The organism is Parabacteroides sp. ASF519 (assembly GCF_000364265.2).
Lineage (GTDB): Bacteria > Bacteroidota > Bacteroidia > Bacteroidales > Tannerellaceae > Parabacteroides > Parabacteroides goldsteinii.
In genome coordinates this window covers 4,521,398-4,543,256 of sequence record NZ_AQFV02000006.1, presented here as the reverse complement: position 1 = coordinate 4,543,256, position 21,859 = coordinate 4,521,398, and the positions used below count along the sequence as shown (strand labels likewise).

14 protein-coding genes are annotated in these 21,859 nt (G+C 44.0%); all 14 read left to right on the top strand.

The window, feature by feature from the left end; translation table 11 throughout:
- The first annotated feature begins 426 nt into the window (after positions 1-426).
- The 14 genes from C825_RS18065 to C825_RS18000 all read left to right on the top strand — a co-directional run bounded on the left by C825_RS18065 (position 427) and on the right by C825_RS18000 (position 21,856).
- Positions 427-906, top strand: coding sequence for a helix-turn-helix domain-containing protein (locus C825_RS18065; RefSeq protein WP_010803530.1), 480 nt, complete (start codon positions 427-429; stop codon positions 904-906).
- 78 nt (positions 907-984) lie between these two features.
- A complete protein-coding gene (locus C825_RS18060; protein WP_010803529.1) occupies positions 985-1,344 on the top strand; it encodes a hypothetical protein in 360 nt (119 codons plus the stop codon).
- 317 nt (positions 1,345-1,661) lie between these two features.
- Complete coding sequence (locus C825_RS18055; protein WP_010803527.1) at positions 1,662-2,240, top strand: RNA polymerase sigma-70 factor; 579 nt, start codon at positions 1,662-1,664, stop codon at positions 2,238-2,240.
- An 80-nt stretch (positions 2,241-2,320) separates the two neighbouring features.
- Entirely contained in the window at positions 2,321-3,319 is a 999-nt protein-coding gene (locus C825_RS18050; protein ID WP_010803526.1) for a FecR family protein, read from the top strand.
- A gap of 231 nt (positions 3,320-3,550) precedes the next feature.
- Positions 3,551-6,946: a TonB-dependent receptor gene (locus tag C825_RS18045; RefSeq protein ID WP_010803525.1), complete on the top strand. Its 3,396-nt coding sequence runs from the start codon at positions 3,551-3,553 to the stop codon at positions 6,944-6,946.
- A gap of 16 nt (positions 6,947-6,962) precedes the next feature.
- Positions 6,963-8,687 carry a RagB/SusD family nutrient uptake outer membrane protein gene (locus tag C825_RS18040; RefSeq protein ID WP_010803524.1) on the top strand — a complete coding sequence of 575 codons (1,725 nt, stop codon included), beginning with the start codon at positions 6,963-6,965 and terminating at the stop codon, positions 8,685-8,687.
- Positions 8,688-8,773: 86 nt separating this feature from the next.
- Positions 8,774-11,218, top strand: a complete 2,445-nt coding sequence (locus C825_RS18035; RefSeq protein ID WP_010803523.1) for a hypothetical protein — start codon at positions 8,774-8,776, stop codon at positions 11,216-11,218.
- Between the two features lie 116 nt (positions 11,219-11,334).
- Positions 11,335-13,557 (top strand): alpha-N-acetylglucosaminidase, encoded by a 2,223-nt coding sequence (locus C825_RS18030; protein ID WP_010803522.1) that lies wholly within the window; start codon positions 11,335-11,337, stop codon positions 13,555-13,557.
- Positions 13,538-16,225, top strand: a complete 2,688-nt coding sequence (locus tag C825_RS18025) for a glycoside hydrolase domain-containing protein (RefSeq protein WP_010803521.1) — start codon at positions 13,538-13,540, stop codon at positions 16,223-16,225. Before C825_RS18030 ends, C825_RS18025 begins: the two co-directional genes overlap by 20 nt.
- 139 nt (positions 16,226-16,364) lie before the next feature.
- Positions 16,365-17,231 carry an AraC family transcriptional regulator gene (locus C825_RS18020; RefSeq protein WP_007653369.1) on the top strand — a complete coding sequence of 289 codons (867 nt, stop codon included), beginning with the start codon at positions 16,365-16,367 and terminating at the stop codon, positions 17,229-17,231.
- Between the two features lie 142 nt (positions 17,232-17,373).
- Complete coding sequence (locus C825_RS18015; protein WP_010803519.1) at positions 17,374-18,066, top strand: RraA family protein; 693 nt, start codon at positions 17,374-17,376, stop codon at positions 18,064-18,066.
- Between the two features lie 17 nt (positions 18,067-18,083).
- Positions 18,084-19,253, top strand: a complete 1,170-nt coding sequence (locus C825_RS18010; RefSeq protein WP_010803518.1) for a mandelate racemase/muconate lactonizing enzyme family protein — start codon at positions 18,084-18,086, stop codon at positions 19,251-19,253.
- A gap of 4 nt (positions 19,254-19,257) precedes the next feature.
- Complete coding sequence (locus tag C825_RS18005; protein ID WP_010803517.1) at positions 19,258-20,052, top strand: SDR family NAD(P)-dependent oxidoreductase; 795 nt, start codon at positions 19,258-19,260, stop codon at positions 20,050-20,052.
- A 250-nt stretch (positions 20,053-20,302) separates the two neighbouring features.
- Complete coding sequence (locus C825_RS18000; RefSeq protein WP_010803516.1) at positions 20,303-21,856, top strand: sodium/sugar symporter; 1,554 nt, start codon at positions 20,303-20,305, stop codon at positions 21,854-21,856.
- Positions 21,857-21,859 lie beyond the last annotated feature (3 nt).

The window sequence follows — 21,859 nt, the reverse complement described above, 5'->3', positions numbered from 1 at the left end:
GGTGTTTTGAAATGTTAAGACAGGACTTTTGATTACAAAATAAGGGACTTTTGAATGCAAAAGTCCCTTATTTTTTTTCAGAGAATAATACTATAAATAGATGCTTTTACAGGCATAATAAGGAATGATGTAAAAAATAATCAACGAAACAGTGTCGTAATTGTAATGTGTTTTATATCTTTACGATTGATTTAAAGGATGCATATTCTATTTTTTTCAAAAAAAATGCCTGTATCTTTATATTTTATTTTTAAATTATTTATTATATATAATATAAGGAATCGCGATCGTTACATCGGGCAAAAATATAACTAATTTCAGTAGGTGCTCTAAATGGCTTATTGATAGATTGTTAAATGTGAATAGGGAATTGCACCGTTTACATCGGGAGTTACATCGTAATATTTGTTAATAAAATTTGATGCTATGGATGAGTTCCGATCTGTTAATGAGAAGCTGGCAATTGATTTAATGGGATTGCCTTATGTGAAAATTCCGCGTTATACCCTGAATTTGCTAAAGTGTCCGGCTACTCGTCAATTGGGGCAGCTTCATATATTGTTATTCGACATTTGTTTTTTTGCCGATGGCTATGCCAAATTGAACGGACGGAAGGTTCCATGCAAAAGAGGAGAGTATGTCGGTACGCAACAGGAATTAGCCGACTTGTCAGGTATCAACATCGGTTCGATCAATCGCCTGATCCGCAAGTTGGAAGCTCTCCATCTGATTTCCGTTTCTAAAATACAAGGAGGGAGTTTAATAAAAGTACATGGTTATACAAGTTTGATCGCACCTCCGGAAACAAAAGATGCTTCTCAGAAAGAAAATGAAAAACAATCTATCGGGAATATCTTTACCGAAGCTGAAAGACTTTATGGCAACCGGACAGACCGGATAAATTAGAATAATTTCATTTCGTCTTTAGTGGATATGAAAAAATACATATCTTTACGAAATAAAATGTAATCACACTTTTGAGGTATGAAGAAAATTATCACCTGTTTATATAGCTATTTATCTGAGCATTTTGGTGATAAAAATGAATGGGTAGAATTCGGGGTGATAGATCAGACCGGATTAAGACTTCATATCCCGGAGTTTTTAAAGAGAAATATTATCCTATGCTTTAATATATATAAATTGCCGGAATTTCTCAGGCAGTATCCAAAGGTAGAATTGCAACAGTATGAAATAGATAATTTTAACCATTTTAATGCTTATTCTTTAGTTTTGGGAGTATTCTTTCGTCCTCTGGTTGCGATATATTGTTGTTGTGTAGCCTCTTTTTATTTTTTGTCTGAGTTTTTTATTCAAAACACAGTTCATCTAGAACTTTGGTAATTGGGTATAAAAATTCTGTCAACTTCCTCATTAATCCGGTTTTATGATGAATATAATAGGGTGCTCTGTCCGCAAATCCGGATAAAGTTGTATCTGGTTCTATAAATTTATACCATGCTTTATAATTTTCAGACAGTAATTTCCTGTAATTCTGGAGGAAATTCTCCTTTTTGACAATATACTTGTATTTCATATAGCCAATGAATATTAATATAGTACATAGTTCTAGATGAACTATGGTTTATACGTCCTCTGACTTATAACGGTTTTAGGCGTGTTTTAATCTTTTCTCCACAACACTTAAACCTTTCAAAAGCATGAGTTCAGAGAAAGATATATATGAAATAGCAGCTTTGGGGACACTCTTCAAACGCTTTTATAAGCCTTTAAGGACGTATGCATTCCGTTTTGTAAATGATACGGACCTGGCGGAAGATATTGTGCAGGACACTTTTTTCGAACTTTGGCAAAGACGCGATTCGATTGAATTTGAAGGTGCGGTAAAATCCTATTTGTTTAAATCGGTATATAACAGATCCATCAATGTGATGCATAAAAAATATCAGAATAAAGAATATTCATTGGATGAGAGTAATGAAAGCGATATTCTTGAACAATATATGTCCGCTAATATTCTGAACTCGGAGCAAAGTTTACTTTTAAAAGAACTGGAAGCCGAAATAAATTTATTTATAGATACATTATCACCGCAATGCAAGAAAATATTTTTACTTAGCCGTTCATCCGGTTTGAAGAATCGTGAAATAGCCGAACAATTGGAAATCAGTATAAAAGCTGTTGAGAAACAGATAAGTAAAGCATTGTCAGGACTGAAAGAACATTTGACTGAAGAGGGGCTGATTTCATTGCTTATTTTATTGTCGGGAATATCTTAACGTAAAGACGAATAAAAAATATTTCAAATAGGGGGTAGGGTAAAACCCTGAAATTTTGTACTACTAATAGAATGGAAAATATGGAGAATTTTACAACTGATATAAATTTTATAATAATCCGTTACCTGGACGGTTCGGCTAGCCTGGAAGAGAAAAGACAATTGCTTCAGTGGCTGAAGGAATCGGAAAAGAACAGAAGTGATTTTACGGATACGAGAGATCTGTGGCTTTCCTGTAATGCTTCTGCCGACAATGAACTGGAAGTGGATATTGCTCTCGACGGGTTGAAGATGCGTATTATGAACGAACATGAACGGATCGGGAAGAAAACCCGGCGATCATTTATCCGTTGGTACCAGGCTGCTGCCGTTTTGCTTGTTTTGTTTGGATTGTATTTTTGGTTGAGCATTGAACAGACGGAACCGAAACTGATGGTACAGAACCAACTGATAACGGCTAAAGGCAGTAAAGGTAAATTTACTTTACCGGACGGGACGGTTGTCTGGCTGAATTCGGAGAGCCGTCTGGTTTATCCCGATCAGTTCGCTGATGGCAAGAGAACGGTCAACCTGGTCGGTGGCGCTTATTTTGAAGTAGTAAAGGACGAAAAAAAGCCGTTTATCGTAAAAGCGGGTGATGTGGACGTGGAAGTGTTGGGTACGAGTTTTAATATATCGAGTTATCCTTTTAAAGATAATATAGAGACGGCTTTATTGAGTGGAAGCGTAAAAATATCCGGTCCTTCCGTTTGTAGGGAAATCTATTTGAAACCGAATGAAGTATTTGAATATAAGAAGGACCTCCATGCCGTATCGGTAAAACCGGCCAATGCAAGTTTATATGCCGATTGGATCAAAGACCGGCTTGTTTTCGATAATCGTCCTTTGTCCGATATCCTGATCAGTATGGAGGGATGGTATAATATGGATATTGTGTGTCCGGAAAAATTTGCTGAATCGACTTATATGTCTTTTACGATCCGTCAGGAAGATATCGACGAGATATTGAGGGCTATGAGTTTTATCATTCCGATCAGCTATCAGATAAAAAACGGGAAGGCATTTATTATGCCAAAGTAATATAGTATTAACCTTAAAAAAGAATGCTTATGAGACCAGACACGTAGAGAAAAAGAAAATAGGCGAATGCGGTAACATTCACCTATTCCGAAGATTTTAATTAAACAATCACATCACCTCTGGCAGGGAATGGGATACATGTCTAACTAGAAAAATCCATGTAAAAATATGAATAAATTTTATGGGAAGGGCTTATTATGTCCTTTCTTAACAGAAATAAACTTTCGGGGAATGAAAATAGTCCTGATTTTGTTAACCGTCGTGCTGTTTAAGGTTTCTGCTGTAGAAACTTATGCTCAAAGCACCAGAATTGATTTGAACATGAAAAACTCTACCGTCAAAGATGTTTTGAAGGATATCGAGAGTAAAAGTGAATTCACTTTTTTTTATAATGACAAAGCAATTGATACCAACCGTAGGGTAAGTATCCATGTGGCAAAGAAACGGATCGATGAAATCCTTACCGTGATCTTGCCCGAGTGTTCTTATAAGGTAGAAAACAAAAAGATCATCATTGTTCCGAAAACGTTGGAAGATGTTGCTGCCGCACAACAGCAGGGAAAGAAACTGACCGGTAAAGTGGTGGATCATAACAATGAACCGATCATAGGTGCTGCTGTAGCCGTCACCGGAACAACGATCGGTACGGTAACGGATATCGATGGTAATTTTGCATTACAGGTTCCGGATAATGCAACCTTGCAGGTTTCTTATATCGGATACCAGAGTTTCCATGAAAAAGTAGGGAATCAGACGAATTTAATGATCACACTGAAAGAAGATACGCAGTTGATCGATGAGGTTGTGGTAGTAGGTTACGGTACGCAGAAAAAAGTGAATCTGACCGGTGCCATCACTTCCGTGAAAACGGATGATCTGAACAAGATCCCGACCTCTAACTTGTCTAATACGCTGGCGGGACGTGCTCCGGGTGTAACGGTAACAACTACTTCCGGTATGGCAGGTGCTTCTTCCAAAATCCGTATGCGTGGTAGCTTTGGTGAACCTTTGTTCGTTATTAATAATGTAATCAAAGATAAAGCGGCCTTTGATGCCCTGGACCCGAATGAGGTAGATAATATCAGCTTCCTGAAAGATGCGGCCAGTGCTTCTATTTATGGTTCGAAGGCCGGTAACGGTGTTGTACTGGTGACAACGAAGGGAGGTAAGAACCAGAAACCGGAATTCCAGTACAAGGGTGTTTTCAGTGTCTCCAATACGACCCGTCCTTTGCAGGATTATTCGGCAACCGACGAACTGATCTGGGCAAACCGCGTAGCGGAAACCAAAGGGCTTCCAGCACCTTACGGACAGGAAATATTCGATTATTTCGCTGATAAGAGTTATAATGTTAATGATTACGTATGGAGAAATCCGTCTTCCCAGCAACATAATATCAGTGTCAACGGAGGTAGCGATCGTATTACTTATTATATGATGCTGGGCTTCCATGACGAGAACGGTTCTTATAAGAAACTGGATTTCAAGAAATACAATTTCCGTTCCGATATTACGGCGCATGTTTCCAAACGTTTCAATGTGAACTTTAACCTGAGCGGTAACCAGAAGGAATATAATCGTTTTTATTGGCCGTATGATAATGTGGACGACTTTAATGTGCCTGATTTTTATCGTACAACTTTCAACTGGACTCGTTTATACCCATTTTATGTGGACGATAACGGTAACCTGACGACCGATACGAATGCCAATCCGGTGACAGCCGGTTCATGGAATCCGGTCGATATGGTACTTGGTAATCGTTATCAGAAAACAACTAGACGGACGATCGACGGACAGGTTCGTTTTAATCTCGACCTGGGACAGTTTGCCGATGGATTGAAAACCAGCTTCCTGGCACAATACACGGCTTATGACGAGAATTTGAAAGGCTTCCTGACTCATAATAAAGGATATCGTTTCAAGAGCGCGAGTGCGGAAAATAAATTTATTCCGGCGAAGGTCGATCCGAATGATATGGTTGTTCACAACCTGAGTTCCAATTATGAAGGTATCCGTGAGATGGTCAAACTGGATCATTCTTATCAGATCAACTGGTTCTTGCAATATGACAAGGTATTCAATAAAAAACATGCCGTATCTGCTTTATTGGTGTATGAACAGTCTGAATCAGGTGGTAAGACGCTGAACGGTACAGCCGACGATATGCTTACTACATCGATTGACCAGATATTTGTCACCTCCAGCGATACACAGCGCCGTTACTTCAACGGTAGTGAATGGGAAAAGGCACGCCAGTCCGTTGTAGGACGTTTCAACTACTCATATGCAGATAAATATATTGCGGAATTTTCTTTCCGTGAAGATGGTAACTATAAATTTGCTCCGGGTGAACGTTGGGGATTCTTCCCTTCGGGTTCTGTTGCATGGCGTATGTCGGAAGAAGGTTTCATGAAGAATATTTCATGGTTAAGCAACCTGAAGATCCGTGGTTCTTACGGTACGACCGGTGATGATAATAACTGGGACGGCGAAGACAATATCGCAGCCTTCTTGTGGCGTGAATCGTATAAGAACGGAACCGGTTTCATTTTCGGTGATAACTACCAGAATGGCCTGACGGTAGGTAGTACGGCTAATCCGTATATTTCATGGGCAAAACTGGAAGTCTATGATATCGGCCTTGATTTCGGTTTTTTCGATAACCGTCTGAGTGGTGAGTTCGACTACTTCTATAAAAATAAGAATCATATCCTTAGAGCCCGTAACCGTGTCATTCCGGGTACTTATGGTGCCAGCCTGAGTAATGAGAATTATGCAGAACAGGATTGGAAAGGTACTGAAGTTTCTTTGAAATGGTCGGATACATATCGTTCTCTGGATTACAGTGTATATGCTAACCTGGGTTATGTGAAAGATACCTGGAAAGTATTGGATGAGGCTGAAGGGCTGGAAGCATGGAGAAGTGCGATCGGTCATCCGAATACCCGTCTACAGGGATATCTCTGCGAAGGCATTATTCGTACACAGGAACAACTGGATGCGCTTCCTGAAGGCTTTACACAATTCGGCCGTAAACCGATTCTGGGTACATTCCTGTTCAAGGATATCCGCGGTTCCAACTATTCGGAAGGTGCCGACGGAAAGATCGACAGCAATGATAAGACTTATCTCTCCGACAAGGGAACTCCCCGTATCAACTATGGTTTCGGTTTCAATCTGTCATGGAAAGGTATCACATTGGATGCTCACTTCCAGGGAGTAGGAGCTTACGACCGTATGCTGAAGACCAAGAATGGTGACGGCGTGTTCCAGACAGGTGATAAACCTTACTTCGAATTATGGACCGGCGATGTCTGGAGACCGGATAATGTAGATGCGAAATATCCGCGTGTAAGTGGAGAATGGCAGGAAGAATACGGTGCTGCCGGTTCTACTTACTGGATGAGGAACGGAGCTTATCTGCGTTTGAAGAATCTGAATATCGGTTATACATTACCTCGTACGTGGTTTTCGAAACTGGGTGTGAGCAATGTGCAGTTGTTCGTTAATGCAACTAACTTATTCTGTATCTCAGGCATGGACGAAATGGATCCGGAACAGGATACGTTGGATTCTTATCCTCTGATGAGAACATATACAGGTGGTTTAAGTATTAATTTCTAATAGATTATTTAGTAGTATGAAAAAGATATATGCAGTAATAGCCGCAAGCCTTTTAGCTTTTTCTGGTTGTAATGTGCTGGATACAAAAGATTTGAGTAATTATGGCCCGGATGTGTGGAATGATTCGAAGCTGACATCGGCGTTCCTGACCGATATATATGGGAATGTATTGAATTTAACCTGGCCCCGGGATGGCGGAAATTCAGATGAATGCTTGGGTATTATGGGAAAAGATGCCGTACAACCGAATAATTCGTCGTTTAAGTTCTGGCCTTATACCAGCATCCGTAATATTAATACGTTGTTGAAGAATGTAGATGAAGGGACGTTGCCTGAGAGTGAAAAGAATTTGATGAAGGGACAGGCCTATTTTATGCGTGCGTTCCAGTATTTTAAGATGGTCCGTCTGCATGGAGGCGTTCCCATTATCAAAGAACCTCAGTCGTTGGAAGATGATTTGAATGTGAAGCGAAATTCGACTGCCGAATGTTTCGAATTTATCCTTTCCGATTTGGATGAAGCAGCTAAACTTTTACCGGTCAAAAATTCCGGAGATAGTTACGGGCGCATTGATCAGTGTATCGTAGCTGCCTTTAAAAGTCGTGTCCTGTTATACAAGGCAAGCCCTCAATTCAACCCGTCTAACCCTTACAACAACAGTTATTGGAAAGATGCTTATAATGCAGCGAAATCGGCAAAAGAGTTGCTGGATCAGAATGGTTACGGGCTGGTCGATAATTATACGGATGTCTTTGAAACGAAAAAACATTCGGAAGCGATCCTGCCGATCATATATTCTAATCCTACCAAAGTGAACGGACGTGCGGAAGATGCAGTTCGCCCGTTGTCGGAATCGAAGAATGCAACCGGCGGTGACCAACCGACCTGGGGATTAGTTGAATCGTTCCCGATGAAAGACGGTAAGAAAGCCGGTGAATCCGATAAATATTCTTATAACGTACAGGAATTCTGGAAAAACAGAGACCCGCGTTTCGATGCCGTCATTGTTTATAACGGAGGTATTTATGAATTGAGCGGTAAAGCCGGACGTCGTCAATATACGACACCGAACATTGCTAATTCGCTGGATGCTTTCGGATATAATATACAAGGCGAACATCATAACCGTACCGGTTTATATTGTAAGAAAGGAATCATGGAAGAGCTTCCGGTAGCACAGGTTACTCTGAATGATGTAGACTGGCTCGAGATACGTTATCCGGAAATTATGTTTAACTTAGCGGAAACTGCCAATGAGAACGGAAGTACGGCTGAAGGCTATGAAACGCTGGTCGCTATCCGTAAACGGGCAGGTATCGAACCAGGAGCAAACAATCTGTATGGGTTGAAAGCCGGAATGTCACGGGAGGAAATGCGTTTGGCTTTATTGGATGAGAAACGTATTGAGTTCTGCTTTGAAGGCCAGCGTTTCTGGGATTTACGTCGTCACCGTATGCTGCATACTTATTTGAACGGACAGCATAAGTACGGTATCCTGGCTAACCTGAAAGCCGGTATCGATATGACTGATGCGATGAACCGGGCAGCTAGCTACACTTTGATGCCGGAGGAATTCGATTATCAAGTGATCGACCTGATCTTCCAGAATCCTACGAGTGAAGATGCCATGTACATGCCTGAATCTTACTATTTCTTTCCAATCAGTAAGGATGAAATAGAAAAGAATCCGAATCTCGATCAGAATAAGGACTGGGGAGGCAGTTTTGATCCTGTGTTATAATTAGATTCTAAAATACGTAAGACGGATTCTGGTTTACCTTAATGAGTAAGATACCGGAATCCGTTTTTTTAATACTGGCTTATCAAATGAAAACATACTTTATATTTATAATCGGCATATTATTATGCGTACTGTCTGCCTGTCAGAGACAGGTGATGAGTTTTGAAACGGATACGTTCAGATTGGTTATCGATGCGAATGGGAATATATCTTCTTTACTGGATAAGACGCATCATAAAGAATATTTATCTTCCGGGCAACTTTCTCCATTGTTGGCAATTCGTGTCGGTGGGGAGTATGAAAATCCGGCAGGTGCATCCTGGGATGAAGGGGAAGGCATTCTTTTACTGACTTACCCGAAAAATCAGATCATTTTATCAATAGCAACGGAGCAGAAGAAAGAGTTTGTTACTTTCGAGGTGCAGGAGGTTCGATCGGATAAAGAGATCGACCTGGTTGTATGGGGACCTTATGCCACTTCCATTAGCCAAACGATAGGGGAGTGTGTAGGTGTTGTCCGTGATAGTCTCTTTGCAATAGGGATACAAGCGCTGAACCCTAAAACAATCGGCGGTTATCCTTCGACAGAAGATGATATAGATCTGGCATTCGATATTTTTGCAACGACATCTTTGGTCGATGTAGCCGATTCGATGAAGGTCTTATATCGCGGACAGACTGCCAAACATACGGAGTTTGGTAGTGTTTTACAGGCTTATTGCCGTAACCGGGATCATGAACGGGTTGTTCCGATGTGGGGACATACGCATTATACGGCTCCTGCTTATGAAGATGGCGGTGTGATCGGCAGCAGCATTGCTTTGTTCGGTTGTCCGGCTGATAAGGTGCTTGATCATATCGAAGAGATAGAATTAACGGAAAGTCTGCCGCATCCGGAACTGAACGGTGTCTGGATGAAACGGGCGCCCGAAGCGGCGCAGGCCTATATCATTTATCCGTTCAATGAAAATAATATAGAAGAAGCAATTGCCTTTACTAAACGGACCGGCTTGAAGTACCTGTATCACGGAGGTCCTTTCCTGACATGGGGTAATTTTAAACTCAACCCGTCGGAGTTCCCTACAGGTCTGGACGGATTGAAAGACTGCGTGAATAAAGCTGCACAATCCGGAATTAAATTGGGATTTCATACCCTTTCCAATTTTATTACGACCAACGATGCCTATGTAACGCCTGTCCCGGATAAGCGTCTGGCGAAGGTCGGAAGTTCAATACTGGCATCCGGTCTCAATCCGGATCAGCAAACTATTGAAATAGCTGATCCTTTGTTTTTCAACCAGATGGAAAATAACAGCCTGCATGGTGTGATGATCGGTGATGAACTGATCCGTTATGAACGGGTAAGCGAAACGGCTCCGTGGAAATTACTTAATTGCCAGCGTGGGGCGTGGGGTACGAAAGCTGTAGCCCATTCCAAAGGAGATACGATCGGCAAGTTGATGGATCATGGTTACAAGGTATTTTTGTCGGATACGGAACTGACTAAAGAGATTGCTCGTAATATTGCGGGTATCTTCAACTATACAGGTGTGCAACAGATTTCCTTTGACGGCCTGGAAGGGGCCTGGTCTACCGGTCTGGGACAGTATGGATTGTCGTTGATGATGAAAGAATGGTATGATAATCTGTTGCCCGAATACCGTAATTGCATTAACGATGCCAGCATGACGACCCATTATAACTGGCATACTTTTACCCGGATGAACTGGGGCGAGCCCTGGTATGCCGGATTTCGTGAGAGCCAGATGAACTATCGTCTGATGAACCAGGATTTTTATCGTCGTAATCTGATCCCTTGCATGTTGGGGTGGTTTAAATTCGACGCGAATACCAGTATCGAGGATATTGAATGGCTGTTGGCGCGTTCGGCTGCCTTTGATGCCGGTTATACACTGGTTACCAATAAGGAAAATGTAGCGAATAACGGAGAGTCGGATGCGATCATCAAAGCGATCCGCGAATGGGAGAATGCCCGTTTGTGTGGAGCTTTCCCGAAGGAACTGAAAAAGGAAATGGAACATGTTTCCAATGAATACACTTTAACGGAAACTTCTGCGACATCCTGGCTGTTATCTCCGCTTCAGGTTCAACGTTTCAGACATACAAACAAAATCCTTCAACCCGGTGAGCCGGTCGTTTCCAAATGGGAGTTCGAGAATAAGAATGATCGCCAGCCGGTTCAGTTCATCTTAAAGGCGAATGACCGTATATCGGATATCTCGCTGGAGATTGCCAATTATTCCACGATCCGGCCGGATTGTGTATTGGAAGAAGGGCAATACCTGAAATATACTGGGGGAGATTCATTTCTGGTTTACGATAAGAACTGGAATGAAATCAAACGCCTCTCCGTAAAGACGGATCAGATGAATATTCCGAAAGGAAAAGTCTCTTTTGTGTTTTCTTGTTCCTTTGCTCATCCGGAGAATATGGACAAGTATGCTTCTGTTGAGTTTAAAACGGTAGGGGAAGAGATCCGGTTGTCTGCCGTAAGGGAAAAGAATAACTGACAATCATCCCGGGCATAGATATGTAGAACGTGTAAAGTAAGTTTATTTGCGTATCCTTATAGGGTAAACGGGCTTTTCTACGTCTAGTAATATAAATAATTATAAAGATTTATACCATGAGAATTGTAAGTAAAGTATTTTTGCTTTTTTGTATTTTATCTCTGATGTCTTGTCAGAAAGACCCGCAGATACAGGCTGCTTATGACTTGATCGAACGTATTACTCCGGGTTATAGTCAGCAGTTTAGTCTGGAACTGATAGAGCCGGAGAACGGGAACGATGTCTATGAAGTGGCTGGGGAGAACGGCAAGGTTGTGTTGCGGGGGAACAATACGGTATCGTTGGCAACAGCTTATAACCAGTATTTGAAATATCATTGTAATGCCCATGTTTCCTGGTTCGGCGACCAGTTGAACTTACCGGCGACATTGCCTGTTCCAGCTGAGACGACACACCGGATAATTAACGGTAAGTATCGTGTCTATTTTAATTATTGTACCTTGAGCTATACCGGTGCCTGGTGGGATTGGGAACGTTGGCAGCGTGAGATCGACTATATGGCTATGAATTCGATCAATACACCTTTGTCGGTTGTCGGTTTGGAAGGTGTTTGGTATAATACACTGCTTCGTTTCGGTTTTACGGATGAGGAAGCGCGTTCTTATCTGGTCGATCCTGCCCATTTTGCCTGGCAGTGGATGCCTAATATCGAAAGTTTTGGCGGACCGCTGCCGAAATCGTGGATCGATTCGCATATTGCTTTGGGTAAACAAGTGGTAAACCGTCAGTTGGAATTAGGCATGACACCGATACAGCAAGGTTTTTCCGGTGCTGTACCTCGTAAGATGATGGAAAAGTTTCCGGAAGCAAAGATACAGAAACAACCGGATTGGTATGGATTTGAAGGTATCTGCCAGTTAGATCCGCTGGATCCGTTGTTTACGGAACTGGGGAAAACTTTTCTGGAAGAGGAACAGAAATTATATGGAACTTACGGACTCTATGCAGCCGATCCTTTCCATGAAAGCAAGCCGCCTGTGGATACCCCTGAATATCTGAATGCTGTAGGTTCTTCCATCCATAAATTGATGAAGACGTTCGATCCGGATGCGTTGTGGGTGATGCAAGCCTGGAGCTTCCGGAAAGATATTGCATCCGTCGTACCGAAACATGACCTGCTCGTATTGAGCCTGAACGGGGCGTTAGGGGGAGAAGATCATTTCTGTAATCATGATTTTGTGGTTGGTAATCTGCATAACTTCGGCGGACGTGTCAATCTTCACGGAGATTTGCCGCTGGTATCATCCAATCAGTTTATGAAAGCGAAACAGAAAACGCCGAATGTGGTAGGTTCCGGTTTATTCATGGAGTCGATCGGACAAAATCCTGTATTTTATGAGTTGGCATTTGAAATGCCGGTTCATCAGGATTCGGTAAAGCTGGAAGAATGGTTGAATAAATATGCGGAACGTCGTTATGGCGCATTTTCGGATGCCGCCAATAAGGCCTGGGAGTTATTGCTGGCGGGTCCTTATCGGGCCGGGACGAATGGGGTCGAGTCCAGTTCGATCATCTGTGCCCGTCCTGCTGTGGATGTGAAGAAGTCGGGGCCGAATGCCGGTTTTAATATTCCTTATGATCCGCAATCATTGATAGAAGCTGAAGTGTGTTTATTAAAGGATGCGGAACAATTGAAAGGATCCGGACCTTATCGTTTCGATATTGTAGATGTACAACGTCAGATTATGTCAAACCTGGGACAGGAAATACATAAAAAAGCCGCCGAGGCATTTAAGAAAAAGGATAAAGAGGCATTTGCTCTGCACTCCGGACGTTTCCTCGAGTTATTAAAAGATGTAGATATCTTGCTTCGTACCTGTACAGAGTTTAACTTTGACCAGTGGTTGACTGATGCCCGTGCCTGGGGAACGACCGATGAAGAACGCAATTTGTTTGAAAAGAATGCCTCTTCACTGGTGACTATCTGGGGCGGACAGGTCGATGTACGTCAATTTGATTACTCATGGCGTGAATGGACCGGTTTGATCGAGGGATATTATCTGCAACGTTGGAAACAGTTCTATGATATGTTGCAGGGACATCTCGATAACGGAACGATTTATAGGGAGGAAGATGCAAAGATGGATTTAGGCCGTCAGGCTTTCCGTGCGAATGAGTTTTATGATTCGTTGGCTGACTGGGAGTTGGCTTTCGTTGATCGTCCGGGTAAGGCCCGTACTCCGGTAACGGAAGGAGACGAAGTGGCTGTTGCCCGCCGAATGTTGGACAAATACAAACAATTATCAAAAGAATACTACAATGTTGAGAAAACAAATTAAGTACCTGATGGTATGTTCGTTTCTGGCTCTGCCTTGTGTTATGCAGGCGCAGGATGATGTAACGAATGCCTTCGATGACTTGAAAAGACAGGGTACGGTGAATGAGCAGGACTCGGAAATGCGCCGTGTGGCTTCATCGGATGCGGTGAAGAGGTTGATACAGGAAAACCCGGAAGCCGGTTACTTCTGTTTTACAGAAGACCGGGAACACGATATCCGTATGACGGATGCAATCCCTGTGCGTTGGGTGGAACGGTCGGCCGATTCACGTACAAAGTTCCGGGGCGATTGTCTTCCGGGTGAGTTCTATACCTGGCAGGTAGGAATCTTCGCTCCGTATGAAACCTTGTCGGACGTATCTGTTATCTTCTCCGACTGGAAGAATGAAAAGGGAAATAAGATTCCGGCTTCTGCTTTCCGTTGTTTTAACCTGGGAGGGACTGATACGAATGGCCAATCTTTTAAAAAGACGGTGAATGTCTCCAAAGGAAATGTGCAGGCATTATGGATCGGTTCCGATGTACCTGTAACGGCAAGCGGCGTTTATAAAGGAAAAGTTACGATCAAAGCTGCTGATGCCAAACCGGTAGAGATCGCATGTGAATTGACCGTACAAGGTTCTCCCATTGCCAACCACGGGGATAACGATGGATGGAGGAAAACCCGCCTGCGCTGGCTGGATTCTTCCATCGGTAATGCCGATGAACCGACGGCTCCGTATGTCCCGGTTCAATTACAGAAACAAACGATTTCCTGGTTGGGAGGAACGATGGAGCTGTCGAAAGAAGGTCTTCCTCAATCCCTTTCTACCCGTTATGATCAGAGTAACCAGTTGAACGATCAGAGCAATAATCCTGTTCTGGCAGGAGAAATGCGGTTCGTGATAGAAACGGAGAATGGCGAAGATGTGCTGAAACCCGGTTCCCTGCGGATCACCGGACGGAATAATGCGTCGGTAAACTGGATAGCTACCCGGAAAAACCGTAATTTTGAAGTACAGTGTTTCGGTAAATTCGGTTTCGACGGCCTGGTCGATTATCAGATACAGGTGAAATCCCTGGGAGACGTGAAAGTAAAGGATATCCGCCTGGAAATACCTTATACTTCGTATGCTGCCAAATATATGATGGGATTGGGACATAAAGGCGGTTTCCGTCCGGATTCTGTAATTAACTGGCAATGGAATGTCGACAAACATCAGGATAAGATCTGGATGGGAAATATAAATGCCGGTCTGAACTTCTGCTTCAAAGATGAAAACTATGTCCGCCCGCTGGTGAATATCTATTATGGTTTAGGTAAACTGAACCTGCCTGCTTCGTGGGGAAATGCCAATAAGGGCGGTATCGATATTCTGCCCGATAAAGACGGTACAGTCCTGATGACGGCCTATAGTGGTGAACGTACTATGCAGAAAGGTGATGTTCTTCATTATAATTTTAATATGCTGGTTACTCCGGTGAAACCGCTTAACCTGAAAGAACTGGCGGAAAAACGTTTCTACCATTCCAACAGCGATGTGAGTGCCGGTTATATCCCTGCTGCATTGGAAGCAGGTGCCAATATGATTAATATCCATCATAAGAAAGATGTATATCCGTTCATTAACTATCCTTATTATGATGAAGCAGTTCCGGACCTGAAACGTTTTATCTCAGATGCACACAGCAAGGATCTGGATGTCCGGCTTTATTATACGACCCGTGAGTTGACGGTGAAGATTCCGGAATTATGGGCGTTACGTAGCCTGGGTGGTGAAGTGATCCATGACGGTCCCGGAAAGGATGCCCGTACGCTGATCCATCGGAACGGTCCTCACGAATGGTTGAACAAGAACCTGACGACTCATTTCATTCCGGCCTGGTATAATGCTTTTAATGAAGGTAAATATGCCGGCGATATGGATATCTCGGTTATTACTACCCCTGATTCCCGCTGGAACAATTACTATCTGGAAGGTTTGGATTGGATGATAAAGAATCTGGGGCTGGATGGTGTTTATATTGATGACAGTGCTCTGGACCATCAAACATTGCAACGTGCCCGTCGTATTATGGATGCCGACGGAAAGCGCCGGTTGATAGATATCCATTCCTGGAACCATATGAACCAGTGGGCCGGTTATGCCAATTCACTGCATTTGTATCTGGAACTGTTACCTTATGTGGACCGCACCTGGATCGGTGAAGGTTTCAGAGCAAATAATACGCTGGATTTCTGGCTGGTGGAAATGTCCGGTATTCCTTTCGGCTTGATGAGTGAAACGCTGGATGCCCGGAACCTATTCAGAGGGATGGTTTACGGAATGCTTCCCCGTTTGCCGTGGAGCGGAAATCCTGTTCCGCTTTGGAAACTTTGGGATGATTTTGGCATGAAGAATGCACAGATGAGAGGTTATTGGGACGAACGTTGTCCGGTGAAAACGGATAATAAGGACATCCCGGCTACCGTTTATGTGAATGGTGATAAAGCGCTGGTGGTACTGGCAAACTGGACGGATATGCCTCAGACGGCTGAAATCACACTGGATGAGGAATTGCTCGGATTCAAACCATCTTCTTATATCTTACCTGAGATTAGAAATACACAATGGGAAGGAAAACTGTCTTCCTTGAAGCAATGTGAGATTATGGGGAGAGGCGGAATGATTATTTTACTGGAAAAATAAAGGAATATATAGGTTAGTTCCGATTTGTATAAGTTAAAGGACCGAAAGATACCATTTCGGTCCTTCTTTTTTCTTCGAAGTGTAAAATCCGGTACTGTCTTTTCTCTATCTTTGCTTCAGAACAAGGGAAAGGAATATCATGGATAACAAGACAACAGAACAGTCTCTTTGGGGACTTTTAGAGGGGATAACGGAGAATCTAAAATATAAACGTCTGGCAGATGTCTTTCGTTTCGTCTCTTTCCAGCCGTTTGAAACATTCGGTCCTCACCAGCATCTACGTATCGAGATCAACTATGTAAAGAAAGGCAACTGCATCCTTCATCTGGAAAACGAAAGTATCAGTTTCAATGAGAACGAGATGATGATTATCTGTTCGAATGTGGAACATACCTTTGAAGCAGGCTCGGAAGGAACGACACTGATGCAGCTGGAATTTCTACCGGAAATATTTTCCCGTTTCAATCCGCATGCACAGGATGAGACAGGCGAGCTGACTCCCGTAACGATCTTTTCGGAAGAGAACCGCCTGATTAAAATCGTGAATAATGTCCGTATCATGCGGGCTGTCCAACGCATTGTAAACGAGATGAACCTAAAAAATAAATACTATCAATACCTGGTGGTGATGTACTATGCGGAACTGCTGATTCTTATCTATCGTTACATGGATGAATCTTACCTGCCGATTTGTACAAATGAGTCGCTGAAAAAGGCAATTTCCTATATTCGTATGAATTATCAGACCGATATATCCATCAGTGATGTGGCCGGGCAGACCGGAGTAGGCGAACGGTACCTCCGCAAACTGTTTGCACAACACCTGAATCTTTCCCCGCTGGATTATCTGAATCAGATCCGTATTAACAAAGCGATTGAATTGTTGCGCAATACGGAGATGTCGATCAAGGAAATCTGTTTTATCTGCGGGTTCAAATCACCGCAATACTTTTCAAGGGTCTTTAAACAGCAGATGGGGATCACTCCGCGGGAAGTTACCAAGTAGTTTCCGTTTTGTACACATTTTTTTCGTAAAAGGTCCTTCCTGCATACGTTGAGATATGAATTTCAGGCTGACTTTTTGTATGCTCCGGCTAACTTTGTGATCAGTAATCATTGAATAATTTATACTGATAAACTATATGGATATGAAAGAATGGAATGATGATAAAGCTCTGTTCTCTTTGATAAAGGAGGAGCTTTATACCGCAGTAATCGGTGACATAATGGATAAGATGGGATATACCCGTCAGTTCCTTCCACCGCAGATTCGTCCGCTTCGGGATGATATGCTGGTGGTGGGACGTGCTATGACCGTGCTGGAGGCTGATGTGCTGGAACATGGCAAAGAGTGCGGAGAAAATCCGTTGCTGAAACGCTCTTTCGGGTTGATGCTCGAAGCGTTGGATGACTTGAAGGAAGATGAAGTGTATGTTTGCTCCGGTTCGTCTCCTTGTTATGCTTTGTGGGGAGAGTTGATGAGTGCCCGTGCTATCCAGTGTAAAGCGGCCGGCGCAGTGGTCAATGGGTATTCTCGGGATACAAAAGGTATTTTGGCACTCGACTTTCCCTGTTTTTCTTACGGACCTTATGCACAAGACCAGGCGCCGAGAGGAAAAGTAATTGATTATCGGGTACCTATCGAAATGGATGGCGTGCGAATTAATGATGGCGATATACTGATAGGAGATATCGACGGTGTATGTGTCGTACCCCGCAGTATTGAAGAAGAAGTCTTTACCCGCGCCCTTGAAAAAGCCCGCGGCGAGCGTATGGTATTAAAGAAAATTCAGGAAGGAATGAAAGCACGTGATGCTTTCGATCAGTTTGGTATAATGTAATTAAATCGGAATAGATAATGAAAATCACAGATGTTAAAGTATGGTTGGTACAAGGTATCAAATATAACTGGACGCTACTTAAAATATATACAGACGAAGGCTACACCGGTGTCGGCGAAGCAACCAACTGGCCCGGGAGCCCGATCGTTTTCGAAGCTGCCAAACATGTGGGACAGCGTATTATCGGCCTCGACCCGATGAAAACGGATTTTATCTGGACAAAACTTTATCGTGACCTGAACTGGATCGGCCCGTATGGAGCCAGCCTGTGCGCTATCAGCGGTATCGACATGGCCTTACTGGACCTGAAGGCGAAAGTGTTGGGTGTTCCCTGTTATGAATTACTGGGAGGTGCTTATCGCAAAGATATTCTGTTGTATGCAAACTATTGGTTTACCGGCGGTGGCCATAATGCAAAAGATTATACGGAGCAGGCCCTGAAAGTAAAAGAGGCAGGATTCACCGGATTGAAATTCGACCCGTTTGCACATACCAATTATTTTTATGGAGAAGACCTGGCCTCGAATCTGACTTTGACAGCCGAGCAACAGGACCTGGCTTTCGATGTATCGAAAGCTGTCCGCGACGCGGTTGGACCGGAGTTCGATATTATGATCGAGACGCATGCCATGCTGAACTACCGCGTAGCAGTGAAGATGGCCGAACGGTTGGCAAAGCTGGATATCACCTGGTATGAGGAACCTGCCGGCCCTGAAAGTTCCCAGACTTTGCGGGCTATGCGTGAACGTATCCCTTCGGATGTGGCCATCTGTGTGGGAGAACGCCATTATACCCGTTTCGGTATTCGTTCTTTGTTGGAAAAACATGTCTGTGACGTGATTATGCCGGATATTACCCGTTGCGGAGGCCCTTCGGAAATGAAACGGATGGCTACGATGGCGGAAGCCTATAATGTGCTGATTGCACCTCACAATCCGAACGGGCCGTTATCGACACTGGCTTCTTCGCATGTGTGTGCCGCGATACCGAATTTCTTCCGTCAGGAATTTATGTTCAACGATGTTCCCTGGAGAGATACGGTGATCGACCATCCGATTGCCGAAATGGTTTACGACGGTCATCTGCATTTGTCCAATCGTCCCGGCTTAGGCGTCGACCTGGTGGAAAAGGAGATGGAGAAACATCCGGGTATTACTACGAACGCTCCCGATAACTTCTATATTTAAGCGTATGAGTTTTACGATAGACTATAAAGATAAAGTGGTGCTTGTTACCGGTGTATCATCCGGCATAGGATTGGGTACGGCTATCGAGTTTGCAAAGGCCGGAGCCCATGTTGCCGGGTGTTCCCGGAAAGCGGCAGGCGATACATGTGCGGTTGCCTTCCGGAAAGCCGTAGAGGCAGAGGGGGTACGGGCCTTATACAGGCAGGCAGATGTGACCTGTCCGGAAGACCTGGAAGCGCTGGTTCGGGAAACGGTCGGCACGTTCGGGCGGATAGATATCCTGGTCTCCAGTGCCGGAGTGAATGTGTTTGAGGGAGCCGAAGGATGTACCGAAGAACGTTGGCAGTATAACCTGGATTTGAATCTGGCTTCCCATTGGCGGTTGTCAAAGTTGTGTAAGCCTTATCTCGAAAAGAGTGGGGAAGGTGTCATCCTGTTGATGACTTCCAACCATGCGTTCGGTACGATACCCGGATGTTTTCCGTATAGCGTTACCAAGACGGCGATAACAGGACTGGTGCGTAACCTGGCAATTGAATGGGGACCAGCCATCCGTACGGTCGGTGTAGCACCCGGTTTTATTGATACGGCGGGCAACGATACCTGGTTTGACTCCTTTCCGGATGCGGAGCAGGAACGCCGGAGAACGATCAACCTGCATCCGGTTAAACGGATCGGCACGGTGGACGAGGTGGGCGCACTTTGTGTCTATCTGGCATCTCCCAAAGCCCGGTTTATCAGTGGAACGACGATTCTGATGGATGGAGGACGTTCGGCCTTGATGCAGGATGAATTTTGACTGATATTGAAATGAAGCATATAATAATCTTCTGCGAAATTGCCTTGCTAATCAGAAAGGCAACTTTGTATATCTTCTATAATTCCTAGCTAATTAGCAAGGCATTTTTGTAGTATGATTATAGTGCCTTTCTGATTAACTAGGCTTTTTAGTAGGTAATCTATAATGCCTTTCTAATTAGCGAGGCAATTTCGCAGAGGATTTTGACCATATTTTCAGAAAAAGATATAGAACATTAAATATTGATACCATGAATACTATAGACCTGGTCATTTTTATCGCCTACTGTGCCCTGATCCTGTTCGTCGGCCTGTTTGTCTCCCGGAAGAAAAAAGGGGAAGAACGGGATGCCGGCGATTATTTCCTGGCGGGGCGCGGACTGGCCTGGTGGGCAATCGGTGCTTCGATTATTGCTTCTAATATTTCGGCGGAGCAGTTTGTCGGCATGTCCGGTTCCGGTTATGCAATCGGGTTGGCAATGGCTACTTACGAATGGATTGCGGCGCTGGGATTGATTATCGTCGCCAAGTACTTTATTCCGATATTCCTCGAAAAGAAGATATTTACCATGCCCCAGTTTCTGGAGGAACGCTTCGATAAACGGGTCAAGACTGTCATGGCTGTTTTCTGGCTGGCTGTTTTCATCTTTATCAACCTGACTTCCATCCTTTACCTCGGTGCACTGACGATCGAAAAGGTGATGGGTGTCCCTATGATTTGGGGCATTGTCGGACTGGCGGCTTTTGCCGGAATCTATTCCATTTATGGCGGACTGAAGGCGGTGGCGCTGACCGATGTTATCCAGGTGGTATTCCTTATAGGCGGAGGATTGATAACCACTTATATCGCATTGAATATGCTGGGCGGCGGAGAAGGTGTATGGCAGGGAGTCACGAACCTTTATACACAGGCGGAAGATAAATTTCATCTGATTCTCGACAAGTCGCATCCGAGTTATAAGGATTTGCCGGGTATCTCTGTTATTGTCGGCGGACTGTGGGTTGCCAACCTCTATTACTGGGGATGCAACCAGTATATCATCCAGCGTGCTTTGGCGGCCAAATCGGTAGGAGAGGCGCAGAACGGTATGTTGTTTGCCGGGTTTATTAAACTGCTGGTTCCTCTGTTGGTGGTGATTCCGGGGATTGCAGCCTTTGCCCTGAATGCCCCGTTGGAAAAGTCGGACGAGGCTTATCCGTGGTTACTCAGCAATCTGCTGCCTGTGGGAGTGAAAGGGATCGCTTTTGCAGCGCTGACAGCGGCCATTGTCAGTTCGCTGGCCTCGATGATGAATAGTATTTCAACTATTTTCACGATGGATATTTATCGCTCTTATTTCAGGAAGGATGCCGGACAGAAGGAGTTGGTGTTGACCGGGAGATGGGCCAGCTTCGGGTCGTTGCTGATTGCGGTATCGATTGCTCCGATGTTGTCGGGGCTGGACCAGGCGTTTCAATATATCCAGGAGTTCACCGGCTTTATCAGTCCGGGGGCATTGGCTATTTTCCTGGCGGGGTTCTTCTATAAGCGGGCGACGGCAAACGGAGCATTGGCTGCGGCTCTCGGTTCGTTTGTGTTTTCTACGCTGATGAAATTCCTTTGTCCCGAATTACCCTGGCTGGACCGTATGGGGATTGTCTTTCTGCTTTGTTGCGGTTTGATCATCCTGTTGGGCAGCAGTAAACAGATGAATGAGGAATATACCACCCATCGTCCCGGTTTGTTCCGTACCAGCCGGCTGTTCAACGTGATGTCATTGATTGTCATTGCCATATTGGTGACGTTTTATTGCCTTTGGTGGTGAATA